The following is a 26,324-nucleotide window of genomic DNA, read 5'->3' as shown; positions in this document are numbered from 1 at the left end:
GTCCGGGCGGTCCGCGTCCGGGTCCCCAGGGCGGCGACCAGCGCGCCCCGCGCCCCGGCGGCGCCTCCGGCGCTCCGCGTCCGGGCGGCGGTCCCCGTCCCGGCGGCGGCGCCCCTCGTCCCGGCGGTCCGCGTCCCAGTCCGATGAACATGCCCGCGTCCCGTCCGGCCGCGCCCGCGGGCGGCGGCCGGGGCGGACGTCCCGGTGGCGGCCGCGGCCGCGGGGGAGCCCCCGCGGGTCCGCGTCCCGGTGGCGGCGGCGGTCGTCCCGGCGGCTTCGGCGGCCGTCCCGGCGGCGGCGGTCGCGGGCGCGGTGGCGGCACGGCCGGCGCGTTCGGCCGTCCGGGCGGTCGTCCCGGGCGCTCCCGCAAGTCCAAGAAGCAGCGGCGCCAAGAGTTCCAGGACCTCCAGGCCCCGTCGTTCGGCGGCGTCAAGATCCCGAGCGGCAACAACCAGGTGATCCGCCTGTCCCGCGGCGCCTCGCTGTCGGACTTCGGCGACAAGATCGACGTCAACCCGGCGTCGCTGGTCCAGGTGATGATGCACCTGGGCGAGATGGTCACCGCGACCCAGTCGCTGCCGGACGAGACCCTGCAACTGCTGGGCGAGGAGCTCAAGTACACGGTCGAGGTCGTCAGTCCCGAGGACGAGGACCGCGAGCTGCTGGAGTCCTTCTCCATCGAGTTCGGTGAGGACGAGGGCGGCGACGAGGACCTGCGTCCGCGTCCGCCGGTGGTCACCGTCATGGGTCACGTCGACCACGGTAAGACCCGGCTGCTGGACACCATCCGCAAGGCCAACGTCGTCAGCGGCGAGGCCGGCGGGATCACCCAGCACATCGGCGCCTACCAGGTCTCCACCCGGGTGGAGGACGAGGACCGCAAGATCACCTTCATCGACACCCCCGGTCACGAGGCGTTCACCGCCATGCGTGCCCGAGGTGCGAAGGTCACCGACATCGCGGTCCTGGTGGTGGCGGCCGACGACGGCGTCAAGCCGCAGACGGCCGAGGCCATCGACCACGCCAAGGCGGCCGAGGTGCCGATCGTCGTCGCGGTCAACAAGATCGACGTCGAGGGTGCCGACCCGCAGCGGGTCCGCGCGCAGCTCACCGAGTACGGCCTGGTGGCCGAGGAGTACGGCGGCGACGTCCAGTTCGTGGACATCTCCGCCCTCAAGGGCACCAACATCGATTCCCTGCTGGAGTCGATCGTCCTGACCTCCGACGCGGCCCTGGAACTCCAGGCCAACCCGGACATGGACGCGCAGGGCATCGCCATCGAGGCCTACCTGGACCGCGGCCGCGGTTCGATGGCCACGGTGCTGGTCCAGCGCGGCACCCTGGACGTGGGCGACTCGATCGTCTGCGGCGACGCCTACGGCCGCGTGCGGGCCATGCTCGACGAGCACGGCCAGAACGTGCAGAGCGCCGAGCCGTCCCGCCCGGTGCAGGTGCTGGGTCTGACCAACGTGCCCAGCGCCGGCGACAGCTTCTTGGTCGTCAAGGACGACCGGGTGGCCCGGCAGATCGCCCAGCAGCGCGAGGCGCGCGAGCGCTTCGCCCAGCAGGCGAAGTCGGCGCGGCGGGTCACGATGGAGACCTGGCAGGACCGCCTCAAGGAGGGCGAGCGCTCCGAGCTGCTCCTCCTCATCAAGGGCGACATGTCCGGTTCCGTGGAGGCCCTCGAAGAGTCGCTGCTCAAGATCGACTCCGGCGGTGACGAGGTCGCCATCCGGGTCATCGGGCGCGGTGTCGGTGCGATCACGCAGAACGACATCAACCTGGCGTCCTCCGCCGACGCGATCATCATCGGCTTCAACGTTCGGCCCGAGGGCAAGAACAGCGAGCTCGCCGACCGCATGGGCGTGGACATCCGGTACTACTCGGTGATCTACAAGGCCATCGACGAGGTCGAGGCCGCCGTCAAGGGTCTCCTCAAGCCCGTCTACGAGGAGGTCCAGCTCGGCAGCGCCGAGATCCGCGAGGTCTTCAAGGTGCCCAAGATCGGCAACATCGCCGGTTCGATCGTCCGCAGCGGCCTCATCCGCCGCAACGCCAAGGCGCGGCTCATCCGCGAAGGGGTGGTCATCTCCGACAACCTCACCGTGGAGTCGCTGCGCAGGTTCAAGGACGACGCGACCGAGGTCCGCGAGGGCTTCGAGTGCGGTATCGGTGTCGGCTACAACGACCTGAGGCTCGAAGACGTCATCGAGACCTACGAGATGCAGGAGAAGCCCCGCGACTGACCCTCGCGGAGTCTGATCCCACTGGGGCCCCGGCCGCGAGGCCGGGGCTCCTCCTTTGACGGCTCACACACCCACAGGTGATCCACGTGTACGTTGGGGCGCTGTCCCTGGACGTCCTGCTCGGGGACGTCCGTTCACTCAAACAGAAGCGTTCGGTGGTGCGCCCGGTCGTCGCCGACCTGCGCCGCAAGTTCTCGGTGTCGGTCGCCGAGACCGCCGACCAGGACCTGTACCGCCGGGCCAAGATCGGTGTGGCGGTGGTCTCGTCGACGGCCGCGCACGCCCGGGAGCTCATGGACTCCTGTGAACGGTTCGTCGCGGGCCGTCCCGAACTGGAGCTGTTGTCCGCCAGGCAGCGGCTCTTCAACGAAGAGGAAGACTGACCATGGTTGACGCCGCTCGCGCGCGGAAGATCGCCGACCGCATCCAGCGCATCGTCGCCGAGATGCTGGACCGGCGGGTCAAGGACCCCCGCCTGGGGTTCGTCACGGTGACCGACGCCCGGATCACCGCCGACCTGCGGGACGCCACGGTGTACTACACGGTGTTCGGCTCGCCCGAGGAGAAGGCGGGCACCTCCGCCGCCCTGGAGAGCGCCAAGGGCCTGATCCGCAGCGAGGTGGGCCGCCAGACCGGCATCCGGCACACACCGAGCCTGACCTTCGTCTTCGACGAGGTGCAGCAGAACGCTCAGCACATCGAGGAGCTGCTCGCCCAGGCGCGCAGGTCCGACGAGGAGGTGGCCCAGAAGGCCACCGGTGCCCGGCACGCCGGGGAGGCCGACCCGTACAAGGCCCCCCGCGAACTCGAAGAGGACGAGTAGAGCCAACGTTCGGGCGGCGGCGCCAACGCGCCGCCGCCCCTTTTCCCTAGGAGAGCCATGGCCGAGAGCGGTGTCCTGGTCGTCGACAAGCCCGCCGACTGGACCTCCCACGACGTGGTCGCCAAGACCCGCGGACTGGCGCGCACCCGCAGAGTGGGGCACGCCGGAACGCTGGACCCGATGGCCACGGGCGTGCTCGTGCTGGGGATCGAGAAGGGCACCAAGATCCTGGGCCACCTCGCGCTCACGGAGAAGGTCTACGAGGCGACCGTCCGGCTGGGGCTGGCCACCAACACCGACGACGCCCAGGGCGAGCCGGGGGTGCGCACGGACGCCTCCGGCGTCTCCGACGAGGACGTCCGGGAGGCCGTGGTCCGGCTCACCGGGCGGATCCAGCAGGTGCCGCCGCAGGTCAGCGCGATCAAGGTGGACGGCAAGCGGGCCTACAAGTCGGCTCGGGAGGGCAAGGAGGTCGCGCTCAAGGCGCGCGAGGTGACGGTGAGCGCCTTCACCGTCTCCGACGTGCGCCGGGTGGCGGACGCCGACGGCGTGTTCGTGGACGTGGACGCCGAGGTGACCTGCTCCAGTGGCACCTACATCCGGTCGCTGGCCCGCGACATGGGCGCTGACCTGGGGGTGGGCGGCCACTTGACCGCGTTGCGCCGTACCCGGGTGGGGCCCTACGACCTGGCGCGGGCGCGCACCCTGGAGCAGCTCGCCGAGGAGTTCACGCAGATCCCGCTGGCTCTGGCGGTGGCGGCGGCGTTCCCGGCGCGGGAGCTCACCGAGGAGGAGACGGGGCGGATCCGGCACGGCAACCGGATCGCGGTCCAGGGATCGGGCGGCGGCCCGGTGGGGCTGTTCGCGCCCGACGGCCGTGTGGTGGCGCTGGGGGAGAACCGCCGGGACCACACCAAGCCGGTGGTCGTCTTCGACCCCGCCTGACCTGTTTATTGGCGCTCATCATGTACATGAACCCTCATTGTGGCTAGAATCATGTGCATGATGATGCTGCCGCTGGCGGAAGCCAGAAACAAGCTGTCCAAGATCATCGATGCCGTCGAGAGAACCCACGACTCCATCACCATCACGCGCAACGGGAAGCCTTCTGCCGTGGTGATCTCCGTGGACGACTACGAGTCGCTCATGGAGACGTTCGCCCTTTTGGAGAGCCCGGAGGAGCAGGAGCGGCTGCGTGAAGCCGAGAAGTCACTTGAAGCGGGCGATGTGACGACCGCTGAGGAGATGGCCGAACTCCTGCGGGAGCGAGTGGAACGTGAGGTCAGGCATGAGTGACCGGTATGACCTTGTTCTGGTCCGGCCTGCTCGCCGCGCGCTTGTGGAGGAACTCCCGGTCAAGATCGCCTCGGCTGTGTGGGAGTTGGTGGACGGGGATCTTCGATCCGCGCCTCGACGGGTGGGGAAACCCCTTCAAGTCCCGTTCCGTGGACAGTGGGTGGCGCGCCGCTCCACATACCGTGTGCGTTACCGGATCGACGATGAGGCGCACACGGTTGTCGTCCTCGATATTCAGGGCAGGGCTGACGCCTATCGTTATTCGGGGAGGCGCTGACCGTTGGAATCACGCCGTGTCGGTGGTGGTCTTCGGTGTTCTCGGTGGGCAGGGAGTGGCTTGGACCTCTTGTTCCACATAGGATCGGTGGATCCTGTCGAGCACCGCTTGGATGCGTTCGTCAGATCTCCCCGGGCGATCTCTTCGCCGAGGTCGTGGTGGTCGTAGTACCGGGCCAGTTTCTCGCGTCGCTTCTCGTCCACGGCCGATCCTCCCGAGGTGTTCCGCCGTCGTGAGCGTCATCGCGCGCGGCCACGACGCGGCAGGAGCAGCGGGCGCCGGTCGCTCCGGGTCACCTATGACGTTCCCACACGCCGGACCCGTGCCCGGCCAGGAAGTCCACCAGGGCACCGGTGAGTTCGGCGGGGCACTCCAGGGACGGCATGTGCCCCGATCCGGGGAGGTCGAGCAGGCGCGCCTGCGGCAGGCCCGCGGCGTACACGTCGGAGATCTCCTGGATCTCGGGGACGTCCCGGCCCCCCTTGACCACCAGGGCCGGTACGCCGATCTCCTTCAGGCGGCCCTCGGCGGGCGGCTCGGGCGGGGCCTCCGTGCCGGGCGGGCCGCTCCACATCCGCTGGAAGGTGGCGCGGTACAGCTCCAGGAGCCGCTCCCACACCCCCTCGGGCAGGTCCCGCGGGTCCCGGTGCGGCCCCAGCACGAAGAATCGGGCCTGGGCCCTGGCCATCGCGTCCACGTCCTCCGGGGCGGGGTCGGCGTGCCCCCGCCGGTACCGCGCGAGGCGCTCGGGCGGCACCGCGTCGGCCATGGCCCGGCCCGCCGCCGTGGTGAAGCTCTCCGGCCAGGGCCGCCCCGTCATCGCCGCGCACACCAGCCCCAGGGCGCTCACCCGCTCCGGCGCGGTCAGGGCGGCGTCCACCGCGAACCCGCCGCCCATCGACGCCCCCACCAGGGCGGCGCGTTCGATGTCCAGCGCGTCCATCAGGGCCAGCAGGTCCTCGTGGTGGGCGACCGCCCCGGAGGCGTCGTCCGACTCGCCGTAGCCGCGCCAGTCGTAGCGCACCACCCGGTGGCTCTCGGCCAGCGCCGCGAACTGGTGGTCCCACATCCGGCGGTCCCCGACCGCCGCGTGCACGAGGACCACCGGCGGGCCCTCGCCCCTCTCCTCGTAGCCCAGTACGGTCCGGCCGATGTCGATGCGCGTCATGGAGGGGACGCTACGGCGGGGAGGGGGCCGGGTCGACCCCTGTCCGCTCAGGGCGGACGGTCTCCGCCGCGGGCGCTGCGGGTGTCCACGCGCGCACGGAGCGCCCGCGGCGGTGGCACCCTGGATTCAGGGGGACCCGGCGCGTGCCGATAGTGTGCGTCGTGGTCGTTCGTTCACGAACAGGTGCGAGGGGAGTCCACTGGTGGGGCGTTGGGAAGGGCTGGAGGACGTTCCCTCCGGATGGGGCCGTTCGGTGGTGGCGGTCGGTGTCTTCGACGGCGTGCACCGCGGCCACCAGGCGATCGTCGGGACCGCGCGGCGGCGGGGGCGCGAACTCGGGGTCCCGGTGGTCGTGATGACCTTCGACCCCCACCCGGAGGCGGTCCTGCGCGGGGCGGGCCCGGGCGTGCTCACCCCGGTGGGCCGGCGCGTCGACCTGCTGGAGGAGCAGGGGGCCGACCAGGTGTGCGTGCTGCCGTTCACCCCCGAACTGTCCGCGCTCACCGCCGAGGAGTTCGTCCAGCGCGTGCTCGTCGACCGGCTCCGCGCCCGCGCCGTGGTGGTGGGCGAGGACTTCCGATTCGGGCACCGGGCCGCCGGCGACGTGCCGGTTCTGGAGGAGCTCGGCGGCAAGTACGACTTCACCGTCGACGGTGTGCGCCTGGTCGCCGACAGCGGCACGATCACCTCCACGCGCGTGCGCGCCCTGCTCGCCGAGGGGGCGGTCGCCGAGGCCGCGCTGCTGCTGGGGCGCCCGCACCGGGTGGAGGGCGAGGTGGTGCACGGTGCGGCGCGCGGCCGCGAGCTGCTCGGCTTCCCCACCGCCAACATGGACCTCGCACCGGACACCGCCGTGCCGGGCGACGGCGTGTACGCGGGCTGGCTCAGCCACACCGGCCCCGTGGAAGGGGGCGGCGAGTCGCGGTGGCCCGCGGCGATCTCGGTGGGCACCAACCCCCAGTTCGACGGCACGGAGCGTACGGTCGAGGCCTACGCCCTGGACCGCGACGACCTGGAGCTGTACGGCGCGCACATGGCGGTGGACTTCACCGAGCGGATCCGGGGGCAGGAGAAGTTCGCGAGCCTGGACGAGCTGATCGCCGCCATGCACCGCGACGTCGACCGCTGCCGCGAGGTGCTCGCACGGTGACGCCCGGTAGGTGATCGGCCCGTGGCCTCACCCTTTGGGGTAAGGTGGAGACGTCCACGTGTGCCCTGCCTCCGCCCCTCCCTCCGGAGGGTCCGCCGGCGGGGAGCGCGGTGCGCCCACGCCCTCTGCGGCGGGCCCGCGCACGACACACGCGACGGTGACTGTTCGTACGCGCGGTCACCGCGTCTGCCCCCGGTCCCGGCCGGGGCGTCCCGCGTACCGCTAACGAAGAATGGAGCGCTGTGTCGATCGACACCGCCACCAAGGCGAAGATCATCTCCGAGTACGGCACCGGCGAGGGCGACACCGGTTCTCCCGAGGTCCAGGTCGCGCTGCTCACGCACCGCATCACCGAGCTGACGGAGCACCTCAAGGGCCACAAGCACGACCACCACAGCCGTCGCGGCCTGCTCCTGATGGTCGGCCGCCGCCGCCGCCTGCTCAAGTACATCGCCAAGCAGGACATCACCCGGTACCGCTCGCTCATCGAGCGTCTGGGCCTGCGCCGCTGATGTGGCCGCGGGGGTGGTTTCGGCCACCCCCGCCCCTTCGGTGGGAGTAGGGTGTGACACGTACGGGGCCCGGTCCCGTGCACGCACAGAAGCATAGACAGACAGGTCCCGTGATCCTTCCTCGGCCACAGGGGCCGGTCCTCGGTAGTGGTCTCCGGCACGCCTCTCAGGGGCGCCGTGGACTTCGATCGATGACCGGCCGTCATCACTTCCGAGGCACGACGCGGGCGAGGACCAGCGCACCGCCCACGCGCGGATGCGCCCCACAACGTGTAGTAGGAGGTCGCCCATGGAGGGCGTGTTCTCAGCCGAGGCCGTGATCGACAACGGTCGCTTCGGCACCCGTACCATCCGCTTCGAGACCGGCAGGCTCGCTCAGCAGGCCGCAGGTTCGGCGTCGGTCTACCTGGACGACGAGACCGTCGTCCTGTCGGCCACCACCGCCTCGAAGCGCCCCAAGGACAACCTCGACTTCTTCCCCCTGACGGTGGACGTCGAGGAGCGCATGTACGCCGCGGGCCGCATCCCCGGCTCCTTCTTCCGGCGCGAGGGGCGTCCCTCCGAGGACGCCATCCTCACCTGCCGCCTGATCGACCGGCCGCTGCGCCCGTCGTTCAGGAAGGGCCTGCGCAACGAGATCCAGATCGTCGAGACGATCCTGGCGCTGCACCCCGACCACCTGTACGACGTCGTCGCCATCAACGCGGCCTCGATGTCCACGCAGATCTCCGGCATCCCCTTCTCCGGGCCCATCGGCGGCGTGCGCGTCGCCCTCGTCGAGGGCCAGTGGGTGGGCTTCCCCACCCACTCCGAGTTGGAGAACGCCACCTTCGACATGGTCGTCGCCGGCCGCGTCCTGGAGGACGGCGACGTGGCGATCATGATGGTCGAGGCCGAGTCCACCCCGCGCACCCTGAAGCTGGTCGCCGAGGGCGCCGTCGGCCCCGACGAGCAGACCGTCGCCGAGGGTCTGGAGGCCGCCAAGCCCTTCATCAAGGTCCTGTGCAAGGCCCAGGCCGCCGTCGCCGAGCAGTCCAGCAAGGAGACGGCCGAGTTCCCGATCTTCCTCGACTACGAGGAGGACGCCTACCAGGCCGTCGAGTCCGCGGTCCGCGAGGAGCTGTCCAAGGCTCTGACCATCGCCGACAAGCAGGAGCGCGAGGGCGAGCTGGACCGCGTCAAGGCGCTCGCGGCGGAGCGGGTCGGCGAGGCCTTCGAGGGCCGTGAGAAGGAGGTCGGCGCCGCCTTCCGGTCGCTGTCCAAGCAGCTCATGCGCGAGCGCGTGCTGCGCGAGAAGGTCCGCATCGACGGCCGCGGACCCAAGGACATCCGTTCGCTCAGCGCCGAGGTCGGCGTGCTGCCGCGGGTGCACGGCTCCGCCCTGTTCGAGCGCGGTGAGACCCAGATCCTGGGCGTCACCACGCTGAACATGCTGCGCATGGAGCAGATGGTCGACACTCTCAACCCCGAGAAGACCAAGCGCTACATGCACAACTACAACTTCCCGCCCTACTCCACCGGTGAGACCGGCCGGGTGGGCTCGCCCAAGCGGCGCGAGATCGGGCACGGCGCGCTCGCCGAGCGGGCCCTGCTCCCGGTCCTGCCCTCGCGCGAGGAGTTCCCGTACGCCATCCGGCAGGTGTCCGAGGCGCTGGGCTCCAACGGCTCCACCTCGATGGGTTCGGTCTGCGCCTCCACCATGTCCCTGATGGCGGCCGGCGTGCCGCTGAAGGAGATGGTGTCGGGCATCGCGATGGGCCTGATCAGCCAGGGCGACGAGTTCGTCACGCTCACCGACATCCTCGGTGCCGAGGACGCGTTCGGCGACATGGACTTCAAGGTCGCCGGCACCCGCGAGCTCATCACCGCGCTCCAGTTGGACACCAAGCTCGACGGCATCCCCGCCGAGCAGTTGGCCCTCGCCCTCCAGCAGGCCCGCGGCGCCCGCCTGGCGATCCTGGACGTGATGCAGGAGGCCATCGAGAGCCCCGCCGAGATGAGCCCGAACGCTCCGCGCATCCTCACGGTGAAGGTGCCCACGGAGAAGATCGGCGAGGTCATCGGCCCCAAGGGCAAGATGATCAACTCGATCCAGGACGACACCGGTGCCGAGATCACCATCGAGGACGACGGCACGATCTACATCGGCGCCACCGACGGCCCCTCGGCCGAGGCGGCCCGGGACACGATCAACCAGATCGCCAACCCGACGATGCCCGAGGTCGGCGACCGCTACCTGGGCACCGTCGTCAAGACCACCACGTTCGGCGCGTTCGTGTCGCTGCTGCCCGGCAAGGACGGCCTGCTGCACATCTCGCAGATCCGCAAGCTGCACGGCGGCAAGCGGATCGAGAACGTCGACGACGTGCTCGGCATCGGTGAGAAGATCCAGGTCGAGATCCGCGAGATCGACGACCGCGGCAAGCTCTCGCTCGCCCCGGTCGAGGTCGTCGAGGAGGCGGCCGTCGTCGCCGCCTCCGCGGAGGACTCCGCCGAGGGCTCCGACGAGGACGCCTCGGGCGACAAGGAGGGCGGGGCTCCGCGCCGTCGCCGCCGCCGCTCCTCCGGGGGCCGTTCCGAGAACACCTGATCAGGAAAAAGTCAGCTTCGGGGGGCGGTCGCACCAGGGGTGCGGCCGCCCCCGGCGCGTATGCTCTGCTGGACCGGTGGGTCGTGCGCGACAGGCGCCCCCGGCGTACCCGACGAGAAGAAGGATCCATGAGTTCTGTCCCCATCGCAGCCGAGCAGGAGCCGGACACCACCCTCACCCTTCTGGAGCCCGAGGGGGGATCGGGGCTGGTGCGGCGGACCGTGCTCCCCGGCGGCCTGCGGGTGGTCACCGAGGACGTCCCCGGCGGGCGCTCGGCCGCCTTCGGGATCTCGGCCACCACGGGTTCGCGCGACGAGGACGGCAGGCACGCCGGTTCGGCGCACTTCCTGGAGCACCTGCTGTTCAAGGGGACCCGGACCCGGTCGGCCCTGGAGATCTCCTCGCTCCTGGACGGGGTGGGCGCCGACCACAACGCCTACACCACCAAGGAGCACACCTGCTACTACGCCAAGGTGCTGGACCGGGACCTGCCGCTGGCCGTCGACGTGGTCGGCGACATGGTGGCCAACTCGGTCCTGGACGAGGGCGAGGTGGAGACCGAGCGCGGCGTGATCCTGGAGGAGATCGCCATGTACGAGGACGAGCCCGCCGACCTGGTGGACGACGTCTTCGCCGCGCACTTCTTCGCCGACAGCCCGCTGGGGCGGCCGATCCTCGGCACCGGCGAGACCATCCGCGCCCTGTCGCGGGACCGGATCATGGAGCAGTACCGGGACGCCTACGTCCCCGGTGAGCTGGTCGTCACCGCCGCCGGGAGCCTGGACCACGACGGGGTGGTGGAGCTGGTCCGGGAGATGTTCGCCGAGAAGCTGGCCGCCGCCGGGGACGCCCGCCCCGCCCGCCCCCGCACCGCCGACGGCCGGGTGGCGGTCTACGACGGCACGGTCGTGGTGTCCCGCGAGACCGAGCAGGCGCACATCATCCTCGGTTCGGAGGGGCTGCCGCGCACCGATGAGCGCTGGCACGCCCTGCGCCTGCTCAACGCCGCGCTGGGCGGGGGCATGTCCTCACGCCTGTTCCAGGAGGTGCGGGAGAAGCGCGGCCTGGCCTACTCCGTGCACGCCTACCACATCGGCTACGCCGACACGGGCCTGTTCCAGGTCTACGCGGGCTGCCTGCCGGAGAAGGCCGACGAGGTGATCGGCGTGTGCCGCGACGAGCTGGCCAAGGCCGCCGCGAACGGGATCACCGCCGAGGAGCTGGCCCGCGCCAAGGGCCAGATCCAGGGCGCGTGGGTGCTGGCCAACGAGAGCACCAACGCCCGCATGGGGCGGCTGCTGGGGCACGAGCTCAACCACCCCCGCCACATGTCCGTGGACGAGGACCTGGCGCTCTTCGACGCTGTCACCGAGGCGGACGTGGCCGAGGTCGCCGCCGAGCTGCTGGCCCGTCCGCGCGCGCTCGCCGTCATCGGCCCCTACGACGAGAACCGCGCGTTCTAGGGGATGTGGGCCGGGGCGCCGGGCCGGGAACGGTTCGGCGCCCCCTCTGGCGGCTCTAGCGGCTTGACCGCAGGAACGCCACCCACTCGGCGGCGGGCAGGTCGAGGTGCCCGAGTTCGCGGTTCTGGGTGTCGCGGACGGCGGCCGTCCCGCCCGCCGCGAGCCGGGCCTCTACACAGTGTCCACCGCTGCCGTTGCTGTAGCTGGATTTCTCCCAGCTCTCGGTCATCATCGGATGTTGCCTCGAATCTCTTCCATCGTGGACCGCGATGCCGAAACCGGCAGGGCGGCGCTCCTCAGATCCGCGAAGGTTCGGTCATAGCGTGCCACGATCTCCGGCTGCTTCAGCGATACACCGGTCTGCTGGCTCTCGACGTAGACGAACGCACCGGTACCAGGGGCTTCCATCAGCGTAAAGGAGCCGCCCAAACCCGCGTGCCCCTCCGCATCGCTCGGGATGACCTGGATATCCACCCGTGAGCGGTAGGACAGCTCGATGAGGTGGTCGAGCTGTGCGGGCATCACCCGGGGGTTGCGGAACCGCCGGATCAGCACCCCCTCATCCAGCAGGGCGGTGACCCTGGGCGGGTGGGAGCGGTCGAGGATGCGCTGCCGCTGCTGGCGGGCCTTCACGATCTGGTCGATCACCTCCGGAGCGGCGTCGGGTTCCGCGATCTCGCTGATCGCCCGCACGTACTCCTCGACTTGCAGGAGCCCCGGGACGAGACCCAGCGAGTAGTCCCGGATGTTCGTGGCCGCTTGTTCGGCCTCGGCGACCTCACGGAAGTAGGCGGTCATCCCCACCCCGGAGAACGCCGCGTCCCAGGCCCCGAGAAGTACCCCGCCAGCGGTAAGAGCCTTGTCGAGACGTACCACGGGCTCCCGCCGTGTCCCTTTTTTGCCCAGCTCCAGATCGCTGATCGTGCTCTGGGCGACCATGGACACAGCGGCGAGCTCCTGTTGCGTGAGACCGGCCTGACCACGGGTTCTCTTGAGTAGCTTCCCGAACCGGGACCGCGCCGAGCCTTCACCGATGTCGTCCTTCACACACCCACCGTCCTTCTACCGAGTACTACCGCTAGGGATAGAACTTTCACCGGGTTCAGCGGTAACCCTAGACCGGAGAACAGCGGCGTTGGCAGGGTTCGTGGTGAAGGGACTACAGAACGACACGGAAACCCCGGTGGTCGTCGCGACCGGCCACCGGGGTTGGGACCCACCCCGAACGACCCGAGGTGAGACATGCGCAACCCTACCGCCCCACCCTCCGCGCTGCCGCGCCGACTGCGTGGAACCCCTGCCACGTCGGGCCTCCTGCTCGGCCCCGACCTGGCCCACGTCGCCATCGCGCGGCGCTGGGCGGCCCAGGCCACCCGCAGCCGCCCCGGCCTGGCCGAACCGGTCGCGCTGGTGGTCTCCGAACTCACGACGAACGCGATGCGACACAGCGCCTCCGGCCTGCCCGGCGGCACCGTCCGCGTCGAGATCGACCGCACCGGCCACCTGGAACTGCGGGTCACCGACGACGGCCCCCTGCCGGGCGCGGACGCCACACCCCCGGCGATCCCCGCCCTGGACCCCTTCCGGCCGGACGGCAACGGGCTGCGCCTGGTCGAGGCCGTGTGCGCCTACTGGGACTGGACGCAGGCACCCGGCGGCGAGACCACCGTCCGCGCGGTCTTCTCCCGGTGACCATGTGACCCCCGCGCCGCGCCCCCGCCCCCGGCGCGGTGCGGGACCACGGGGACGGCGGACGCCCCTGCCGCCGTCCCCACAAACCACAAGATTCCTTTTATGGAAGGAGAAATACCTTGATCGACTTCATGCCTCCGCCCAGGACAGCACCCGTGACCGGCCTGTTCTCCTCGGCTGCTCGATCGTCACCCACAGCCTGCAGACGGCCACCGAGTACACCACCAGCTACGAGATCTACGACGCGTTCCTGCGCCCGCGCCAGACTCAGGTCCCCAGCCCGGCCGAGGAAGGCGGGCGGCTGATCACCGACACCTTCCACGACACCCGCGGCCAGGTGGTCACCGAGCGCCAGGCGTACTACAACGACCAGGAACCCGCCGACACCCTCTTCGTCGCCGCCAACGACGCCGACATCCCCCGCCAGACCGAGACCGTCTACGACGGCGTCGGACGCACCACCGACATCGTGCACGTGGCCTTCGGGCAGGAGCGCTGGCGCACCAGTACCGAGCACCACGCCGACCGCACGATGGTTACCCCGCCCGAGGGCGGCGTGGCCACCACCTCCCTAACTGACGCACAGGGGCGCCTCACCGAGGTGCGCACCCACCACGGCCCTACCCCCACGGGCAACTACGACGCCATCGCCTACACCTACGCCAAGAACAACGAGCTGGCCACGGTCACCGACCCCGAGGGCAACACCTGGACCTACACCTACGACCTGCGCGGTCGCCTGGTCCAGACCGACGACCCCGCTGCCGGCACCACCACGATGGCCTACAACCAGCTCGACCAGTTGGTGACCAGCACCGACGCCCGAGGTGAGACCCTCGCCTACTCCTACGACACCATCGGCCGCCAGACCGGGCTCTACGACGACTCCACCGACGGCGACCTGCGCGCCAGATGGGTCTACGACACCCTGGCCGAGGGGCACCTGACCTCCTCCACCCGCTACGTGGACGGCAGCTCCTACACCACCCGGGTGGTGCGCTACGACGAGTTCTACCGGCCGGCCACCACCGAGATCCTCATCCCCTCCAGCGAACCCGGGCTCTCGGGCCGCTACCGGTTCACCACCGCCTACAACCCGGACGGGTCGGTGCAGTCCCAGACCCTGCCCGCGGCCGGGAACCTGGGCCGCGAATCGGTGGCCTACACCTACAACGACCTCGGTATGCCCACCCAGATGTCCGGGTTCACCGACTACGTCGCCTCGGCCGTCTACAGCAACACCGGTGAACTGCTCCAGCGCACGATGGACATCGGTGAGTCCACCACCGACGCCACCTACCTGACCCGCTACGACCAGGCCACCGGACGCATGTCCGAGGCCACGCTGATCCCCGAACGGGGGGTCACCGGTTCGCTGGTGCACCAGTACTGCACCTACGACGACGCGGGCAACGTCCTCGACTTGCGCAACGAGCCCACCGTCGCCGGACTGCAGTCGGACGTGCAGTGCTTCACCTACGACCACATGCGCCGCCTGACGGACGTGTGGACACCCAACGCCACCGGCGAGCAGGCCTGTGACGATGAACCGGCGGTCAGCGACCTGGGCGGGGCTGCCCCATACTGGCACTCCTACACCTACGACACCCTGGGCAACCGCACCACCGGGGTCCAGCACGGCCCCGGCGGCGGCACCACCCGCACCTACACCCACGGTGACGCCACCGGGCTGCGCCCCCAGGCGCTGACCCAGGTGGAGGAGACCGGCCCTGGCGGCGACCGGCTGGAGACCTACACCTACGACGAGGCCGGGAACATGACCGGCCGCACCACCCCCTCCCGCGACCAGGAACTGGAGTGGGACGCCGAGGGCAACCTGACCCAGGTCACCGAGGAGGACGGCTCCCAGACCTCGTACGTCTACGACGCCGACGGCCAGCGACTGATCCGCCACGCGCAGGACGCCTCCACCCTGTACCTGCCCGGTATGGAGCTGAGGCTGGACCGGCAGACCCTGGTGGAGGAGGCCACCCGGTTCTACTCCTTCGCGGGGGGACCGTGGCGGTGCGCGAGAACGACGGCACCCTGTCCTGGCTCTACGCCGACCACCACGGGACCGGACAGGCCGCGGTGGACGCCCGTACCGGCGAGGTCGCCCACCGGTACATGACGGTGTTCGGCACCGACCGCAACAGCTCGGGGCAATGGCCCTCTGAACGCGGGTTCGTGGACGGCACGATCGACGCCTCCACCGGACTGACCCAGTTGGGTGCGCGCGCCTACGACTCGGAGCTGGGCCGGTTCATCTCGGTCGATCCGATCATGGACGTGACCGACCACCAGCAGATGCACGGTTACGTTTACGCCAACAACAACCCGGTCACCTTCACCGATCCTGACGGGTTGTCGATTCTGTGTATCGATATCTGCGGTCCTGGCGGTTACATAGTCAATGTCAATGTCCCCAGTGGTGGAAAGGGGATGTACGACTACAGCCGCAACGAATACATCAAATACGATGCTGAGCCCGGTGAATCGCGCGAACGAGGAAGGAATTGGAATCCTCAGGGCGGCAGTTCCGGTGGTGGAACGACTTACCAGGCGCAGCACGGCCCCTCGCAAGAGTACCTGAACGCCCAGGCGGAGAAAGAAGAGGCCAAGCAGAAGCTGATCGCCGCCGCGACGGGCTTGGCCCAGTTGGTCGCGGACGAGTTGGGGATCACCGCCGGGCTGGAGTGTTTCACCACGGGTGATCTGGGGGCGTGCGGTGAGACCGCGCTGAACGTCGCGTCGATGTTCGTGGGTGGTCTGGCCGGCAAGATCGCGGTCAAGTACGGGCTGCGGTGGGGCAAGGCCGCGGAGCTGGGCCGCAGGGTCGCTGATCTGGGTGGCGAGTTGATCAGCGGTGTCAAGGGCCTGGTGAGGTCCGAACGCAAGCTCGATAATCTTCCAGAACCTGATTGCAACAGTTTCGTTCCCGGTACACGGGTGCTGATGGCCGACGGGTCGACCAAGCCGATCGAAGAGGTCGAGGTCGGCGATGAGGTGTTGGCCACCGATCCGGAGAGCGGTGAGCAGACCGCGCGGACGGTGCTGGCCACGATCATCGGGTCGGGTGCCAAGACCTTGGTGCAGGTCATGGTGGATCCGACCACCGAGCGCGAGGCTCCCGAGGGTGAGGCTCCCGAGGGTGAGGAGTCCGAGGCGGGTGGGGAGCATGCGGGGGTTCCCGGGCCGGTCGCGGTCGGGGACACGGTGATCGCCACCGACGAGCACCCGTTCTGGGTCCCGGAGTTGGAGGAGTGGGTCGATGCGATCGACCTGGCTCCGGGGATGTGGTTGCAGACCTCGGCTGGTACGTGGGTGCAGGTGTCCGCGGTCGGGGTCTGGACACAGCCCGCGACGGTCCATAACCTGACCGTCCAGGGTGTCCACACGTTCCACGTGACTGCGGGCGACCTGGACCTCCTCAGCCATAATTGTGATTGGACTAGTCGTTCGAACCTCGATGATCATTACGATAGGCATGCCAAGGACATGGGGATCGAAAGTCAAGTGGAATATCGATATGCTGCTGAAGATCTCATGTGTGATTGTGACGGTCTGCGTCCTGGGGTGCAAGTAAAGGCGGATGGAAATACGAACTATCATCTCGATCCGGAGAGTGGTGAATTCGGTGTGAAGAGTGAAAGGGGGATAGTTGCCTACTTTGAGCCGGACGATCCAATGGATTACTTCAACCGGCAGCCTGGAACTAAGAAATAGAGGGACTGTTGATCCTATTCCCTTGCCCGTGTTGTGGATTCAGGGTGCACGAGGAACCTCCGGGAACCTACATGATATGCCCTGTATGTGATTGGGAAGACGACCCGGTGCAGCTTCGATGGCCAAGGATGCAGGGAGGGGCGAACAAGGCCTCACTCTATGAGGCTCAGAGGGTATTTAAAGAGGCCAATCCGCATTCGGGTGAGACCGTCGAAGCGGTAAAAAATAATTTTAAATACGAGGTCCGTGATCCAGGATGGCGCATGATCGATTTAGAAATCGATGACTTTGAAGACTATGATTCATTGCACCGGGGCCCGTGGCCGGACGACAGGACGCTTCTTTATTGGTGGAGGGATTCTTTCTGGCGCTTGCCTGGGGGATTTTAGTGGACTGCGGCGATTTCCACCGCCGGGGTTCGGGGATTTCGATTTCCTGGGTTTTGTGCTGCTCTCGATTTGACCCTGATTCGTCAGCGGGCTGATCCCCTGTTCTGATCCGGTACCTCGCCCGTGGTGTCCCTGGTCCGGGCAGGGACGGGCCCTCGCGTGTCGCCGCGGTGTGCGCCGGGCTCCACGAACCCGGTGACTGCGCCCCTCCTCCTTCCTTCTGCTCGTCGGGGCGAGGGGCTGATGGTCAGGCCGGGGCCGGCAGAGCGGTCAGCCGCTGCCAGCAGGTGGTGAACGCCTGTGCCCAGGGCCAGGTGCTCTCCAGGCGCAGGAACCGCCGTCGGGCGTGGCGGGCCAGACGCGCGGGCAGGTGGTAGAGGCGAAACCGCATGCTCTCTGGCTCCGCTTCGGCGAGATCGTCCTCATCGGATCGGGCACCAAGACCCTGGTGCAGGTCATGGTGGATCCGACCACCGAGCGCGAGGCTCCCGAGGGTGAGGCTCCCGAGGGTGAGGAGTCCGAGGCGGGTGGGGAGCATGCGGGGGTTCCCGGGCCGGTCGCGGTCGGGGACACGGTGATCGCCACCGACGAGCACCCGTTCTGGGTCCCGGAGTTGGAGGAGTGGGTCGATGCGATCGACCTGGCTCCGGGGATGTGGTTGCAGACCTCGGCTGGTACGTGGGTGCAGGTGTCCGCGGTCGGGGTCTGGACACAGCCCGCGACGGTCCATAACCTGACCGTCCAGGGCGTCCACACGTTCCACGTGACTGTCGGTGAGACAGACACCCTCACCCATAACTGCAGTGACCCTCTTCGAGGCTATGCCGACGAAGTCAGAAATCTTCCTGGTAATAAGTTTGCCTCCGAATACACCTCACCTTCTGGTCAAGTCTATTATGGTAGGAATAGGCATGGAGAATCTGCTTCAGGTGCTTTGGAGGAAACTTCTAACAGAACGGGTCATCACAATGGGTGTGCGGAAGTTCATTGTCTGATTCAGGCCCAGAGGAGCGAGGGGGAGTCGGCGATCAGTGGTGGGAGTATGCGGACCCTTCAGACGCGAAATGGGCAGTCGTCCAGGGCGGCGGAGCATGGAAATGTCGGGCAGTCGTGTGGAAGGTGTCGGACTCTGCTTGGTGAGTTGAACATCTCGTATTGAGGTTTCTTCATGGACTTTGCCAGACTGAGTTCTGATGTGATGAAAGCTATGGAAGATGCTGGATGGTATCCAGGAAGAATTTTCGGGGATGCAGATCCTTGGTACTGTGAGCTGCGTTCTAGGGGATATCCCGAAAATCGGGTGGCTCTAGACTTAATCAGGTCTTTTGGGGGGCTTTCTTTCGGGCCTGTTGAAAATAGCGATGCCCATTTTGGAAACTATGAGCCTTTTAATGTTGATCCACTTGCTGCGGATTCTATGGGGTTTTCTTTCTTCGAAGAGATGTCTGGCCTAGTAGGAGAATCCTGTTTTCCCGTGGGGGAGTGGTTGAGCTATAGTTCTGTTTTTCTGACGGCATCTGGCCGTATGATGGCCGGTGGTCTTGGGTATATCTGGCTTCTGGGTGATACTCCGGAGGAGGGTATTCAGCAAGCTGTCATGGCTGATCGGGATCTGGTATGCATCCATTCGGATGAAGGCCTTTCTCCTTGGCCTTGATCTTCAATGAAGAGCTTCCATCCTATGTTGATTTCTTGTCCCGGGTCTGGCTTTCCTGCGGGCGGGATAAATCGCAGTTGTGAACAAGTGCAGGTGCGGATCTGTACCCTTTTTTGGGATCCAGTTCTTGGTCTCGGTCAGACTGTTCGGCAAAGCTGCCAGGGGTGAGGAACCCCTGGGTGCTCGCTTCGACTGGCGCCACGTGATTTCCAGCCAGGGGCGACCTGCATGAGGAACGAACCAGGGCCGCGCGGACACACCCTCCATGCCCGCACGGCCCCGTCACCTTTCTCTCCGGCCCGCTCACGCCTCCCACAGGGGGCGGCCGACGTAGTCGCCCTCCTCGCAGCCCGGGGGGAGGGCGAACACGGCCGAGCCGACGGTGGTGACCCACTCGTTGAGCAGGTCCAGCTCGTCCAGCTTCCTCTGGATGGGGACGAACTGGCGGACCGGGTCGGCCTGGTAGGAGGCGAACAGCAGCCCCGCCTCGGGGTCGGCGGTGTCGCGCAGGTCGTAGTTGTAGCCGCGCCGGAAGATCCGTTCGTCGGGGTTGCCGGTGCGGGCGCGGCGGATGTGCGAGAACGCCGGGATGACGGTGAGGCCGTCGCCGTCGGTGGCCTCCAGGTCCACCTCGTCATGTTCGTTCTCCCCGCCCAGCGGCGCCCCGTTGTCCAGGCGGCGGCCCACCGCCGCCTCGCGGGCGGGCCGGTCCACCTCGTCCCAGGTGTCGAGGTCGGTGGCGATCCGGCGCAGCACCAGACCAGTCCCGCCCTCCAGCCACGCGGGACCGCCGCCGCCCCACACCAGGCGCTCGAAGTCCTCGCTGCCCGGCTCGGGGTTGACGGTGCCGTCCACCTGGCCCATGAGGTTGCGCATGGTCGTGCCGTCGGGCTGGGCGCCGTGGGAGCGGCGGAACCCGCTCTGCGACCAGCGCACCCCGGCGAAGGGGCGGGCGCTCTTCATCAGCGCGCGCACCGCGTGCGAGACGGTGACCGGGTCGTCCGCGCACACCTGCACCACCAGGTCGGCCTCGCCCCACTCCGGGCGGAGCCGGTCGTGGTCGAACTCGGGGAGCGGCCCCAGCCACTCCGGGACCGCGTTCGGGTCCACGCGCTCCACGAGCCCCCGGCCGAACCCGAACGTGACGGTCAGGCGCGCGGGGACCTCGGCGAGTTCGGGTTCGGTGTCGGTGAGGGTGGGCCTGCCCTGGGTGAGGCGGGCCGCGTCGTCACTGAGCATCACCATGAGGCGCCGTGCCCGCTCGGCGTCGGCGCTTTCCTTCAGGTTCAGCGCCAGGAAGGTGCCGTGGGCCTGGGGCGGGGTCTCCACCCCGGCCTGCCTGCGTCCGTGGAAGGGGACCGTGTCCGGGCCGTGGAGACCGGCCCCGGCGGCTTCGGCCGTCTGCTGCGGGTCCGCCCACAGTTGGTGGGCGGCGGTGGCCCCCGCCGCCCCGATCCCGGCGGCGCCGAGCCCCGCGGCGCCGCCCAGGAGCAGGCCGCGGCGGCTCGGGCCGTTGCTCTGGTCAGCGCCCATCAGTGGTCTCCGTGCTCCTCCATGCCGTCCATACCCTCGGACTCCTCCATGCCCTCCATGTCGTGGTCACCGTGCTCGCTGTGGTCCTCACCGCCGTCGTACTCCTCGTTGGCGCCGCTGTAGGGGCGGACGGGGGCGTCGAACTCGGCGGTGGAGCCGTCGGCGAACTCGACGGTCACGGTGATCTCCTCGCCGGCCTCCAGGTCGCGGCCCAGCTCCATGAGCATGATGTGGTTGCCGCCGGGCTCCAGGGTGTAGACGTCCCCGGCCGGGATGACGAAGCCGCCCTCGATCTCGCTCATGGTCATCTCGGAGCCCTCCATGTACCCCTCGTGCAGTTCGACCATCCCGGCGGCCTCCACCTGGGCGGCGACGATGTTCACCTCCTCCCCGGAGGTGTTGCCCACCTCGCCGAAGACGGCGGTCATGCCGTCGTCCTGCGTGGCCGCCTTGATCCACGGGTCGGTGATCTCGAAGCCGTCGGCGGCGGTGGCCTCCGCAGCGGTCTCCGGGCTCGCGGTGTCCTCCGGTGCGGCCTCCTCACCGGGGTTCGCGCAGGCGGTGGCGGCGAGCGCGAGCAGCGAGGCGGCGGCGACGGATCGGATCGTGTACTGGCGCATGGATCACCCTCGTGTGTCGGGCCGCGGGTGCGGCCGTTCACCTCGGGAGTCGGGCGGGGGCGGCGTCCGGTTCCCGGCGATCGCGTAAAGATCTCCGCGCACGGAAAAGGCCCGCGCCGGAACAACCGGTCGCGGGCCGCCGGGGCGGGCTCCCTCAGGTGCGGCGGGGCCTGCGCCTGCCGACCTTGATCGTGCTCGGCGGGGTCGTGTGGGCGCCACCGTGCACCTTCACCTCCAGCAGCCCCTCGTCGTAGTTGGCCTCGATGTCGCTGTCCCTGACGCCCTCGGGGAGGCTGATCTCCCTGCGGAAGGCGCCGATGAACCGTTCAGAGGAGTAGTACACGACGTCGTCATCGTCCCGCCGCCGCTCCCCGATGATGGTGAGGACGTGCTCGCTCAGGCTCACGGAGAAGTCCCCTTCGCGCACCCCGGAGATGTCGCAGCGGATGATGAGGTCGTTGCCCTGGGCGAGGATGTCGGTGGGCGGGGTCCAGGCGTCGGCGTAGCCGCGCTCGGCCTCCCCCGCGTGGCCGGCCTCGGGTGAGGACATGGTGTCGGAGATGCGGGTCATCTCGGTGATCAGGTCGGCCACCCCGTGGAAGGGGTTGCTGAACTTCTTGGGGCTCATGCCGGTCTCCTGCGGTTCTCGGTGGGTCTGTCTGGTCTCACGCCGTCGGTGGGCGCTTGGCCCGGCTGCGCTCCTCCGGGCCGAGGTCTCTGACGCGGCCGGGGGGTGGTTCCTCGGCCAGGGCCTTCATCAGCCCCCACACCATGAACAGCAGGATCAGGGCGAAGGGCAGGCCGGTGACGACGGAGGCCGCCTGGAGCGCCGACAGGGCGGACTCCCCGCCCAGGACGAGGAGGATGAGCGTGACAGCCCCCTCGGAGAGTGCCCAGAACGCCCGTTGGGCCCGCTTGGGGTGCGGGTCGCCGCCGTTGGTCAGGGTGTCCACCACCAGTGATCCGGAGTCGGAGGAGGTGATGAAGAAGACCGTGACCACGACGATCAGCAGCAGTGCGATGGTGTCGCCGAGCACCGGCGCGAAGTCCAGCATCAGGTCGACCAGGCGGAACGCGCGCTCCTCCTCGGCCAGGGCCGACAGCCCCGCGCCCTCGAAGAGTTCGTAGTACAGGCCGGAGCCGCCGAACACGCCGAACCACAGGATCGAGACCCCCACCGGGGCGAACAGCGCGCCGACGACGAACTCGCGGATGGTGCGGCCGTAGGAGATGCGGGCGAGGAAGATGCCGACGAAGGGGGCCCAGGAGATCCACCAGCCCCAGTAGAAGATGGTCCAGGCGGAGGTCCATTCGGCCGCCTGCGGGTCGGCGAGCGGGCTCGGCCAGGACAGGCTCAGCGGGATCACGCCGGCGAGGTACTGGCCGGCGGCGCTGACCGTGCTGGCGATGATCCACAGCTTGGGGCCGAACACGAACACGATGATCATCAGCGCGAACGCCAGCCACAGGTTGATCACCGACAGGCGGCGGATGCCCTTGTCGATCCCGGCGAGCACGCTGAGCAGTGCGACGCAGGTGACGACGATGATGATGACCGACTGCACGAACGGGTTGACCGCGATCCCGAACACGTGGTTGAGGCCGCCGTTGATCTGGAGCGTGCCCAGGCCCAGGGACGTGGCCAGACCGAAGATGGTGCCGAACACGGCGAGGACGTCGACGATGTGGCCGGGCCATCCGAAGGCGCGGTCGCCCAGCAGCGGGTACAGCGCCGAGGCGGGGCGCAGCGGCAGCCCCTTGCGGAACGCGAAGTAGCCCAGGGAGAGCCCGAGCGCGATGTAGATCGCCCACGGGTGGAAGCCCCAGTGGAAGAGGCTCAGCGACAGCGCCTCTCCGGCCGCCTCCACCGGGGGTGGATCCCCCTCGTCGACCAGGTAGTCGGAGTTGCGCGGCCAGGTCAGGTGGTGCACGGGTTCGGACACGCCCCAGAACACCAGGCCGATCCCCATGCCGGTGGTGAAGAGCATGGCGAACCAGGCGACGGTGCCGAACTCGGGGCGCGAGTCGTCGGGGCCGAGGCGGATCTTCCCGAACCGGCTGAGCATGAGGAAGACGGCCAGGCCGAGGAAGAACGTGGTCGACAGGACGTAGAGCCAGCCGAGTTTCTCGCCGATCCAGTCGCGGGTGCCCTCCGCGGCGGCCAGCAGCGCGTCCGTGGCGGCCACGCCGATGACGACGAAGGCGAGGATGACGGCGCTGGAGACGAGGAAGACGGGTGGGTTGGTGTGTTCCCGGAGGTACTGACGCAGGGTTGAGATAGTGGCTCCTTCCCAAGCCCCGGGGACGTCGTCATGCCCTGTCGGCCGGGACGGCGGTCAGTGTTCGTGCGGTGACACGGATGGATTTGCGCAGGTCAAAGCCACCCTGTGTCGGATGCTAGGCCGATCGCGCGGAGATGTCCCGGAATGCGAATAAGCAGAGTTTCACCGACAAAACATGACAAGAAGGGTCAGAGGGGCTGGCCGGGCAGCGCCCGGTAGGCCTCGGAGAGCCTGGCGATGAGGGGCGGGCACGGCAGGCGGACGCCGTCGATCGTGGTCACCGGCCGCACCCCGGTCGCGGCGTTGGTGGTGAACGCGCCCGCCAGGCGCAGGCCCGCCGCGGTGGTGACCGGGCGGGTGGCGACGGGGACGCCCAGGTCGCGGGCGGCGCGATCGACCAGGCGCGCGGTCACGCCGTTCAGGCTGGGGCCCTGGGGCCACACGATGCCGCGGCCGTCCAGGAAGCCGATGTTCCAGGTGGGGCCCTCGCAGATCCGGCCGTCGGGGCCGGTGAACAGGGCGTCGTCGTGGCCGTCGAGCTGGGCGGCGCGGCGCTGGCGGATCGTGGAGAACAGGGAGGTGCTCTTGACCTGCGGGGTGTCGCGCGTGAAGAGCCGGGTGCCCAGGCGCAGCGGGCGCGGCGGCGCTTCCGGGTCGGGGGCGGGCCGGGTGGTGACCAGGATCTGGGGCAGGGCGCGGGCCGCCGGACGGGCCAGGTCCAGGTCCGGGTCGAAGACGCTCACGCGCACGACGCGGGGGGAGGGGCCGGAGCGGGCGGCGCGCCGGACCAGTTCCCGGACCCGGACCAGGTCCAGGTCGGTGCCGAACAGGGCGCGGCAGTCCTCGGCCAGGCGCGCGGTGTGCAGGTCCAGGCCGCGTACGCGCAGGTCCGTGACGAGCATGGTGGTGAAGTGCCCGTAGCCGTAGAGGGCGAGGCCGGCGAGTTCCCCCGCGCCGACCGGGCGTCCGTTCAGTTCCATCGCGTCACCATGATGGCACTTGGGGACCTTGGGCGGTCCCGGTTCCGCGCAGGTGTGGCCGGGCTCCCTCAGGCCTGCGGGCGCGGAGCCCGGGCGACACCGTCCAGCACCGTGCCCACGCGCTCCAGCCAGTCGGCGATGACGGCCAGGTCGTCGTCGGTGTAGTCGGCGTGCAGCCCCACCATGGCCTCGCGCATGCCGGTGCCCGAAGCGGTGTCGGGGCGGCCCGAGCCCGGGGTGAGGCGTACGGCGACCTTGCGCCGGTCCTCGGGGTGCCTGGTGCGCTCCACCAGTCCGCGCCGTTCGAGCCGGTCCAGGACGCCGGTCACCGAGCCGGTGGACATGCACAGGCTCTCGGCGATCTCGCCGGGGGTGAGTGTGCCCGAGACCTGGAGCAGGGTGAGGCACTGGAAGTCGGTCGGGTTCATCCCGCTGGAGTCGGCCATCCGGTGCAGCAGGCGCACCAGTTCCACCGCGAGCCGCTGACCGCCCTCCTGGAGCGCGGTGTAGAGCGCGGCTCGCCGCCCGTCCTCCGGCCCCCCGTGCCCGTGGCGGGGAGAGGATGAGGCAGGCGCGGTGTCCATGGTTCCTCTCTCGTTCACGGGACCGGGGCTTTCCGGCTGTTCTTGGAAGTGTAGGACGTCTCCGGCTCGCGGTGTCCGGGCGATCCGGGCGCGGCGGTCCCCGTCGGACGCGGTTGGTCCGGCCATGATAGGGAAGTAGTTCGGTTACCGAGATTTATGAAATCTGAACTATTTTGTCCGAAACGACACAAGGTGCACACGGGAGGACACCGTCAACCCCATCCTGAACGCTGACACGCGCTCCCCCCGTGAGGAGCGCGCACCCGGGGACGTCGGAGCGGCCCTGGACGAGGCCCTGCGCCGCTACCTGGCACGCAGGCTCCACGAGGCCGAGGAGATCGACGCCGGGTTCCCCCTCGGTCTGGCCGGGACCACCGTCGGCTTCACCCTGGACGGCGGCAAGCGGATGCGCTCCCGGCTGGCCTGGTGGGGGTGGCTCACCGGAGGCGGTGCGACCGCCGGGGACCCCGCGGACGCCGCCCTCCACGCCTGCGCCGCTCTGGAGCTCATCCAGACCTGTGCCCTCGTCCACGACGACGTGATGGACGGCTCTTTGACCCGCAGGGGCCGCCCCTCGGTGCACGCCGGCCACATCGCCGAGCACCGGGCCGAAGGTCTCGCGGGCGAGCCCCGCCGCTACGGCGAGGCACTGGCCGTGCTGGTGGGCGACCTGGCCCTGGTCTGGGCCGACGACATGCTCTCCGAGGCCCTGCCCGGGGTGCCCGAACCCGAACGCGCCCGTGCCGTGTGGTGCCGCCTGCGCACAGAGATCATGGCCGGGCAGTTCCTCGACGTCCGTGCCCAGGCGCGCCGCGAGCGCTCGGAGGAGGCCGCCCTGCGGGTGGACCTGCTCAAGACGGCGTCCTACAGCGTCGAGCGCCCCTTGCACCTCGGTGCGGCGATGGCCGGTGCCGACACCGCCACCGTGGACGCGCTGCGCGGCTACGGCAGGGACGTCGGCGTCGCCTACCAGTTGCGCGACGACCTCCTCGGGGTCTACGGAGACACCGCCCGCACCGGCAAACCGGTGGGGGAGGACGTCCGCGAGGGCAAGTGCACCCTGCTCCTGGCCACCGGCGTGCGCCTGGCCCGCGAACGGGGGGACGCCGCCGCGTCGGCCCTGCTGGACCGGGTGGGCCTGCCCGGTGCGGACCCCGACCCCGCCGAGGTGGCCGACGCCCTGGACCGCGTCGGCGCCCGCGACCTGGTGCGGCGCAGGTGCCGGGACCTCTCCGCGCGCGGCCTGGCCTGGCTGGAGGGGGCCGACGCACCCGGACCCGCGCTGGAAGGACTGCGCGGCCTGGCCGCCCTGACCTCTGAGGAGCCCTCGTGAAGC

The 26,324-nt window shown here is 69.3% G+C and carries 27 protein-coding genes; 17 read left to right on the top strand and 10 right to left on the bottom strand.

Annotated features, from left to right (window positions below; translation table 11 throughout):
• The 6 genes from infB to ACFHWE_RS20755 all read left to right on the top strand — a co-directional run.
• Nucleotides 1-2,246 (top strand): translation initiation factor IF-2 (gene infB / locus ACFHWE_RS20780; RefSeq protein WP_416603419.1); only part of this gene is annotated, 2,246 nt, incomplete at its 5' end.
• Nucleotides 2,247-2,332: 86 nt separating this feature from the next.
• Nucleotides 2,333-2,629, top strand: coding sequence for a DUF503 domain-containing protein (locus ACFHWE_RS20775; protein ID WP_416603423.1), 297 nt, complete (start codon nucleotides 2,333-2,335; stop codon nucleotides 2,627-2,629).
• A gap of 2 nt (nucleotides 2,630-2,631) precedes the next feature.
• On the top strand, nucleotides 2,632-3,069 hold the full coding sequence (rbfA, locus tag ACFHWE_RS20770) for a 30S ribosome-binding factor RbfA (protein WP_416603417.1): 438 nt from the start codon (nucleotides 2,632-2,634) through the stop codon (nucleotides 3,067-3,069).
• 57 nt (nucleotides 3,070-3,126) lie between these two features.
• Nucleotides 3,127-4,014, top strand: a complete 888-nt coding sequence (truB, locus tag ACFHWE_RS20765) for a tRNA pseudouridine(55) synthase TruB (protein ID WP_416603416.1) — start codon at nucleotides 3,127-3,129, stop codon at nucleotides 4,012-4,014.
• 57 nt (nucleotides 4,015-4,071) lie between these two features.
• Complete coding sequence (locus tag ACFHWE_RS20760) at nucleotides 4,072-4,365, top strand: type II toxin-antitoxin system Phd/YefM family antitoxin (RefSeq protein WP_028648344.1); 294 nt, start codon at nucleotides 4,072-4,074, stop codon at nucleotides 4,363-4,365.
• Complete coding sequence (locus tag ACFHWE_RS20755; protein WP_416603415.1) at nucleotides 4,358-4,642, top strand: type II toxin-antitoxin system RelE family toxin; 285 nt, start codon at nucleotides 4,358-4,360, stop codon at nucleotides 4,640-4,642. The genes ACFHWE_RS20760 and ACFHWE_RS20755 overlap by 8 nt, the downstream gene beginning before the upstream one ends.
• Nucleotides 4,643-4,934: 292 nt before the next feature.
• Here the strand turns inward: ACFHWE_RS20755 and ACFHWE_RS20750 are convergent, their stop codons facing one another.
• Nucleotides 4,935-5,810, bottom strand: a complete 876-nt coding sequence (locus ACFHWE_RS20750; RefSeq protein ID WP_416603414.1) for an alpha/beta fold hydrolase — start codon at nucleotides 5,808-5,810, stop codon at nucleotides 4,935-4,937.
• A 202-nt stretch (nucleotides 5,811-6,012) separates the two neighbouring features.
• On the opposite strand from ACFHWE_RS20750, the gene ACFHWE_RS20745 reads away from it, so the two are divergent.
• From ACFHWE_RS20745 to ACFHWE_RS20730, 4 genes are all read left to right on the top strand, one after another.
• Nucleotides 6,013-6,960 carry a bifunctional riboflavin kinase/FAD synthetase gene (locus tag ACFHWE_RS20745; protein ID WP_416603412.1) on the top strand — a complete coding sequence of 316 codons (948 nt, stop codon included), beginning with the start codon at nucleotides 6,013-6,015 and terminating at the stop codon, nucleotides 6,958-6,960.
• Nucleotides 6,961-7,202: 242 nt separating this feature from the next.
• A complete protein-coding gene (gene rpsO, locus ACFHWE_RS20740) occupies nucleotides 7,203-7,472 on the top strand; it encodes a 30S ribosomal protein S15 (RefSeq protein ID WP_028648340.1) in 270 nt (89 codons plus the stop codon).
• Between the two features lie 289 nt (nucleotides 7,473-7,761).
• Nucleotides 7,762-10,062, top strand: a complete 2,301-nt coding sequence (locus ACFHWE_RS20735) for a polyribonucleotide nucleotidyltransferase (protein WP_416603411.1) — start codon at nucleotides 7,762-7,764, stop codon at nucleotides 10,060-10,062.
• A gap of 128 nt (nucleotides 10,063-10,190) precedes the next feature.
• Nucleotides 10,191-11,525 carry a M16 family metallopeptidase gene (locus tag ACFHWE_RS20730; protein ID WP_416603410.1) on the top strand — a complete coding sequence of 445 codons (1,335 nt, stop codon included), beginning with the start codon at nucleotides 10,191-10,193 and terminating at the stop codon, nucleotides 11,523-11,525.
• 55 nt (nucleotides 11,526-11,580) lie between these two features.
• Here ACFHWE_RS20730 and ACFHWE_RS20725 read toward each other — a convergent pair whose 3' ends face one another.
• Nucleotides 11,581-11,757 carry a DUF397 domain-containing protein gene (locus ACFHWE_RS20725; protein WP_416603408.1) on the bottom strand — a complete coding sequence of 59 codons (177 nt, stop codon included), beginning with the start codon at nucleotides 11,755-11,757 and terminating at the stop codon, nucleotides 11,581-11,583.
• Nucleotides 11,754-12,572, bottom strand: a complete 819-nt coding sequence (locus ACFHWE_RS20720) for a helix-turn-helix domain-containing protein (protein ID WP_416603406.1) — start codon at nucleotides 12,570-12,572, stop codon at nucleotides 11,754-11,756. Before ACFHWE_RS20720 ends, ACFHWE_RS20725 begins: the two co-directional genes overlap by 4 nt.
• Before the next feature lie 195 nt (nucleotides 12,573-12,767).
• Here ACFHWE_RS20720 and ACFHWE_RS20715 point away from each other — a divergent pair, with 195 nt between their 5' ends.
• From ACFHWE_RS20715 to ACFHWE_RS20700, 4 genes are read left to right on the top strand one after another with little or no spacing between them, the layout of a single operon-like run.
• A complete protein-coding gene (locus ACFHWE_RS20715) occupies nucleotides 12,768-13,217 on the top strand; it encodes an ATP-binding protein (RefSeq protein WP_416603404.1) in 450 nt (149 codons plus the stop codon).
• Nucleotides 13,218-13,221: 4 nt separating this feature from the next.
• On the top strand, nucleotides 13,222-15,348 hold the full coding sequence (locus ACFHWE_RS20710) for a hypothetical protein (RefSeq protein WP_416603403.1): 2,127 nt from the start codon (nucleotides 13,222-13,224) through the stop codon (nucleotides 15,346-15,348).
• A complete protein-coding gene (locus ACFHWE_RS20705; protein ID WP_416603402.1) occupies nucleotides 15,243-16,943 on the top strand; it encodes an RHS repeat-associated core domain-containing protein in 1,701 nt (566 codons plus the stop codon). The genes ACFHWE_RS20710 and ACFHWE_RS20705 overlap by 106 nt, the downstream gene beginning before the upstream one ends.
• Before the next feature lie 8 nt (nucleotides 16,944-16,951).
• Nucleotides 16,952-17,332 carry a CPCC family cysteine-rich protein gene (locus tag ACFHWE_RS20700; RefSeq protein ID WP_416603400.1) on the top strand — a complete coding sequence of 127 codons (381 nt, stop codon included), beginning with the start codon at nucleotides 16,952-16,954 and terminating at the stop codon, nucleotides 17,330-17,332.
• Nucleotides 17,333-17,579: 247 nt separating this feature from the next.
• Here ACFHWE_RS20700 and ACFHWE_RS20695 read toward each other — a convergent pair whose 3' ends face one another.
• Nucleotides 17,580-17,870 carry a hypothetical protein gene (locus tag ACFHWE_RS20695; protein WP_416603424.1) on the bottom strand — a complete coding sequence of 97 codons (291 nt, stop codon included), beginning with the start codon at nucleotides 17,868-17,870 and terminating at the stop codon, nucleotides 17,580-17,582.
• Between ACFHWE_RS20695 and ACFHWE_RS20690 the strand changes: the two genes are divergently transcribed.
• The gene (locus ACFHWE_RS20690) at nucleotides 17,790-18,491 is read left to right on the top strand and encodes a polymorphic toxin-type HINT domain-containing protein (RefSeq protein WP_416603399.1); all 702 of its coding nucleotides are present in this window, start codon (nucleotides 17,790-17,792) and stop codon (nucleotides 18,489-18,491) included. The two genes, ACFHWE_RS20695 and ACFHWE_RS20690, sit on opposite strands and share 81 nt — an antisense overlap.
• Before the next feature lie 9 nt (nucleotides 18,492-18,500).
• Complete coding sequence (locus ACFHWE_RS20685) at nucleotides 18,501-18,989, top strand: SUKH-3 domain-containing protein (protein WP_416603397.1); 489 nt, start codon at nucleotides 18,501-18,503, stop codon at nucleotides 18,987-18,989.
• A gap of 303 nt (nucleotides 18,990-19,292) precedes the next feature.
• On the opposite strand, the gene ACFHWE_RS20680 is transcribed toward ACFHWE_RS20685, so the two are convergent.
• The 6 genes from ACFHWE_RS20680 to ACFHWE_RS20655 all read right to left on the bottom strand — a co-directional run bounded on the left by ACFHWE_RS20680 (nucleotide 19,293) and on the right by ACFHWE_RS20655 (nucleotide 24,988).
• The gene (locus ACFHWE_RS20680; protein ID WP_416603396.1) at nucleotides 19,293-20,522 is read right to left on the bottom strand and encodes a Dyp-type peroxidase; all 1,230 of its coding nucleotides are present in this window, start codon (nucleotides 20,520-20,522) and stop codon (nucleotides 19,293-19,295) included.
• Entirely contained in the window at nucleotides 20,522-21,142 is a 621-nt protein-coding gene (locus tag ACFHWE_RS20675) for a copper chaperone PCu(A)C (RefSeq protein ID WP_416603393.1), read from the bottom strand. The genes ACFHWE_RS20680 and ACFHWE_RS20675 overlap by 1 nt, the downstream gene beginning before the upstream one ends.
• Nucleotides 21,143-21,296: 154 nt before the next feature.
• Nucleotides 21,297-21,770, bottom strand: coding sequence for an Hsp20/alpha crystallin family protein (locus ACFHWE_RS20670; protein WP_416603392.1), 474 nt, complete (start codon nucleotides 21,768-21,770; stop codon nucleotides 21,297-21,299).
• A gap of 37 nt (nucleotides 21,771-21,807) precedes the next feature.
• A complete protein-coding gene (locus tag ACFHWE_RS20665; protein WP_416603422.1) occupies nucleotides 21,808-23,412 on the bottom strand; it encodes a BCCT family transporter in 1,605 nt (534 codons plus the stop codon).
• 200 nt (nucleotides 23,413-23,612) lie between these two features.
• On the bottom strand, nucleotides 23,613-24,404 hold the full coding sequence (locus tag ACFHWE_RS20660; protein WP_416603390.1) for an aminotransferase class IV family protein: 792 nt from the start codon (nucleotides 24,402-24,404) through the stop codon (nucleotides 23,613-23,615).
• A gap of 68 nt (nucleotides 24,405-24,472) precedes the next feature.
• Complete coding sequence (locus ACFHWE_RS20655) at nucleotides 24,473-24,988, bottom strand: MarR family winged helix-turn-helix transcriptional regulator (RefSeq protein ID WP_416603389.1); 516 nt, start codon at nucleotides 24,986-24,988, stop codon at nucleotides 24,473-24,475.
• A 223-nt stretch (nucleotides 24,989-25,211) separates the two neighbouring features.
• Between ACFHWE_RS20655 and ACFHWE_RS20650 the strand changes: the two genes are divergently transcribed.
• Nucleotides 25,212-26,321 carry a polyprenyl synthetase family protein gene (locus tag ACFHWE_RS20650; protein ID WP_416603421.1) on the top strand — a complete coding sequence of 370 codons (1,110 nt, stop codon included), beginning with the start codon at nucleotides 25,212-25,214 and terminating at the stop codon, nucleotides 26,319-26,321.
• The last annotated feature ends 3 nt before the right edge of the window (nucleotides 26,322-26,324 follow it).

Source organism: Nocardiopsis sp. LOL_012 (assembly GCF_048060475.1).
Classification (GTDB): Bacteria; Actinomycetota; Actinomycetes; order Streptosporangiales; family Streptosporangiaceae; genus Nocardiopsis.
The sequence above is the reverse complement of the archived record's forward strand: the minus strand, read 5'-3'. Positions and strand labels throughout refer to the sequence as shown.

Excerpts from the sequence above, each read along its gene's own strand:
- ACFHWE_RS20670 (WP_416603392.1), bottom strand. The coding sequence starts at position 21,770 with ATGAGCCCCAAGAAGTTCAGCAACCCCTTCCACGGGGTGGCCGACCTG.
- ACFHWE_RS20730 (WP_416603410.1), top strand. The coding sequence starts at position 10,191 with ATGAGTTCTGTCCCCATCGCAGCCGAGCAGGAGCCGGACACCACCCTC.
- ACFHWE_RS20675 (WP_416603393.1), bottom strand. The coding sequence starts at position 21,142 with ATGCGCCAGTACACGATCCGATCCGTCGCCGCCGCCTCGCTGCTCGCG.
- truB (WP_416603416.1), top strand. The coding sequence starts at position 3,127 with ATGGCCGAGAGCGGTGTCCTGGTCGTCGACAAGCCCGCCGACTGGACC.
- ACFHWE_RS20680 (WP_416603396.1), bottom strand. The coding sequence starts at position 20,522 with ATGGGCGCTGACCAGAGCAACGGCCCGAGCCGCCGCGGCCTGCTCCTG.
- ACFHWE_RS20660 (WP_416603390.1), bottom strand. The coding sequence starts at position 24,404 with ATGGAACTGAACGGACGCCCGGTCGGCGCGGGGGAACTCGCCGGCCTC.
- ACFHWE_RS20695 (WP_416603424.1), bottom strand. The coding sequence starts at position 17,870 with ATGCTCCCCACCCGCCTCGGACTCCTCACCCTCGGGAGCCTCACCCTC.
- ACFHWE_RS20755 (WP_416603415.1), top strand. The coding sequence starts at position 4,358 with ATGAGTGACCGGTATGACCTTGTTCTGGTCCGGCCTGCTCGCCGCGCG.
- rbfA (WP_416603417.1), top strand. The coding sequence starts at position 2,632 with ATGGTTGACGCCGCTCGCGCGCGGAAGATCGCCGACCGCATCCAGCGC.
- ACFHWE_RS20760 (WP_028648344.1), top strand. The coding sequence starts at position 4,072 with ATGATGATGCTGCCGCTGGCGGAAGCCAGAAACAAGCTGTCCAAGATC.
- ACFHWE_RS20685 (WP_416603397.1), top strand. The coding sequence starts at position 18,501 with ATGGACTTTGCCAGACTGAGTTCTGATGTGATGAAAGCTATGGAAGAT.
- ACFHWE_RS20715 (WP_416603404.1), top strand. The coding sequence starts at position 12,768 with ATGCGCAACCCTACCGCCCCACCCTCCGCGCTGCCGCGCCGACTGCGT.
- ACFHWE_RS20725 (WP_416603408.1), bottom strand. The coding sequence starts at position 11,757 with ATGATGACCGAGAGCTGGGAGAAATCCAGCTACAGCAACGGCAGCGGT.
- ACFHWE_RS20655 (WP_416603389.1), bottom strand. The coding sequence starts at position 24,988 with ATGGACACCGCGCCTGCCTCATCCTCTCCCCGCCACGGGCACGGGGGG.
- ACFHWE_RS20750 (WP_416603414.1), bottom strand. The coding sequence starts at position 5,810 with ATGACGCGCATCGACATCGGCCGGACCGTACTGGGCTACGAGGAGAGG.
- ACFHWE_RS20690 (WP_416603399.1), top strand. The coding sequence starts at position 17,790 with ATGGTGGATCCGACCACCGAGCGCGAGGCTCCCGAGGGTGAGGCTCCC.
- ACFHWE_RS20735 (WP_416603411.1), top strand. The coding sequence starts at position 7,762 with ATGGAGGGCGTGTTCTCAGCCGAGGCCGTGATCGACAACGGTCGCTTC.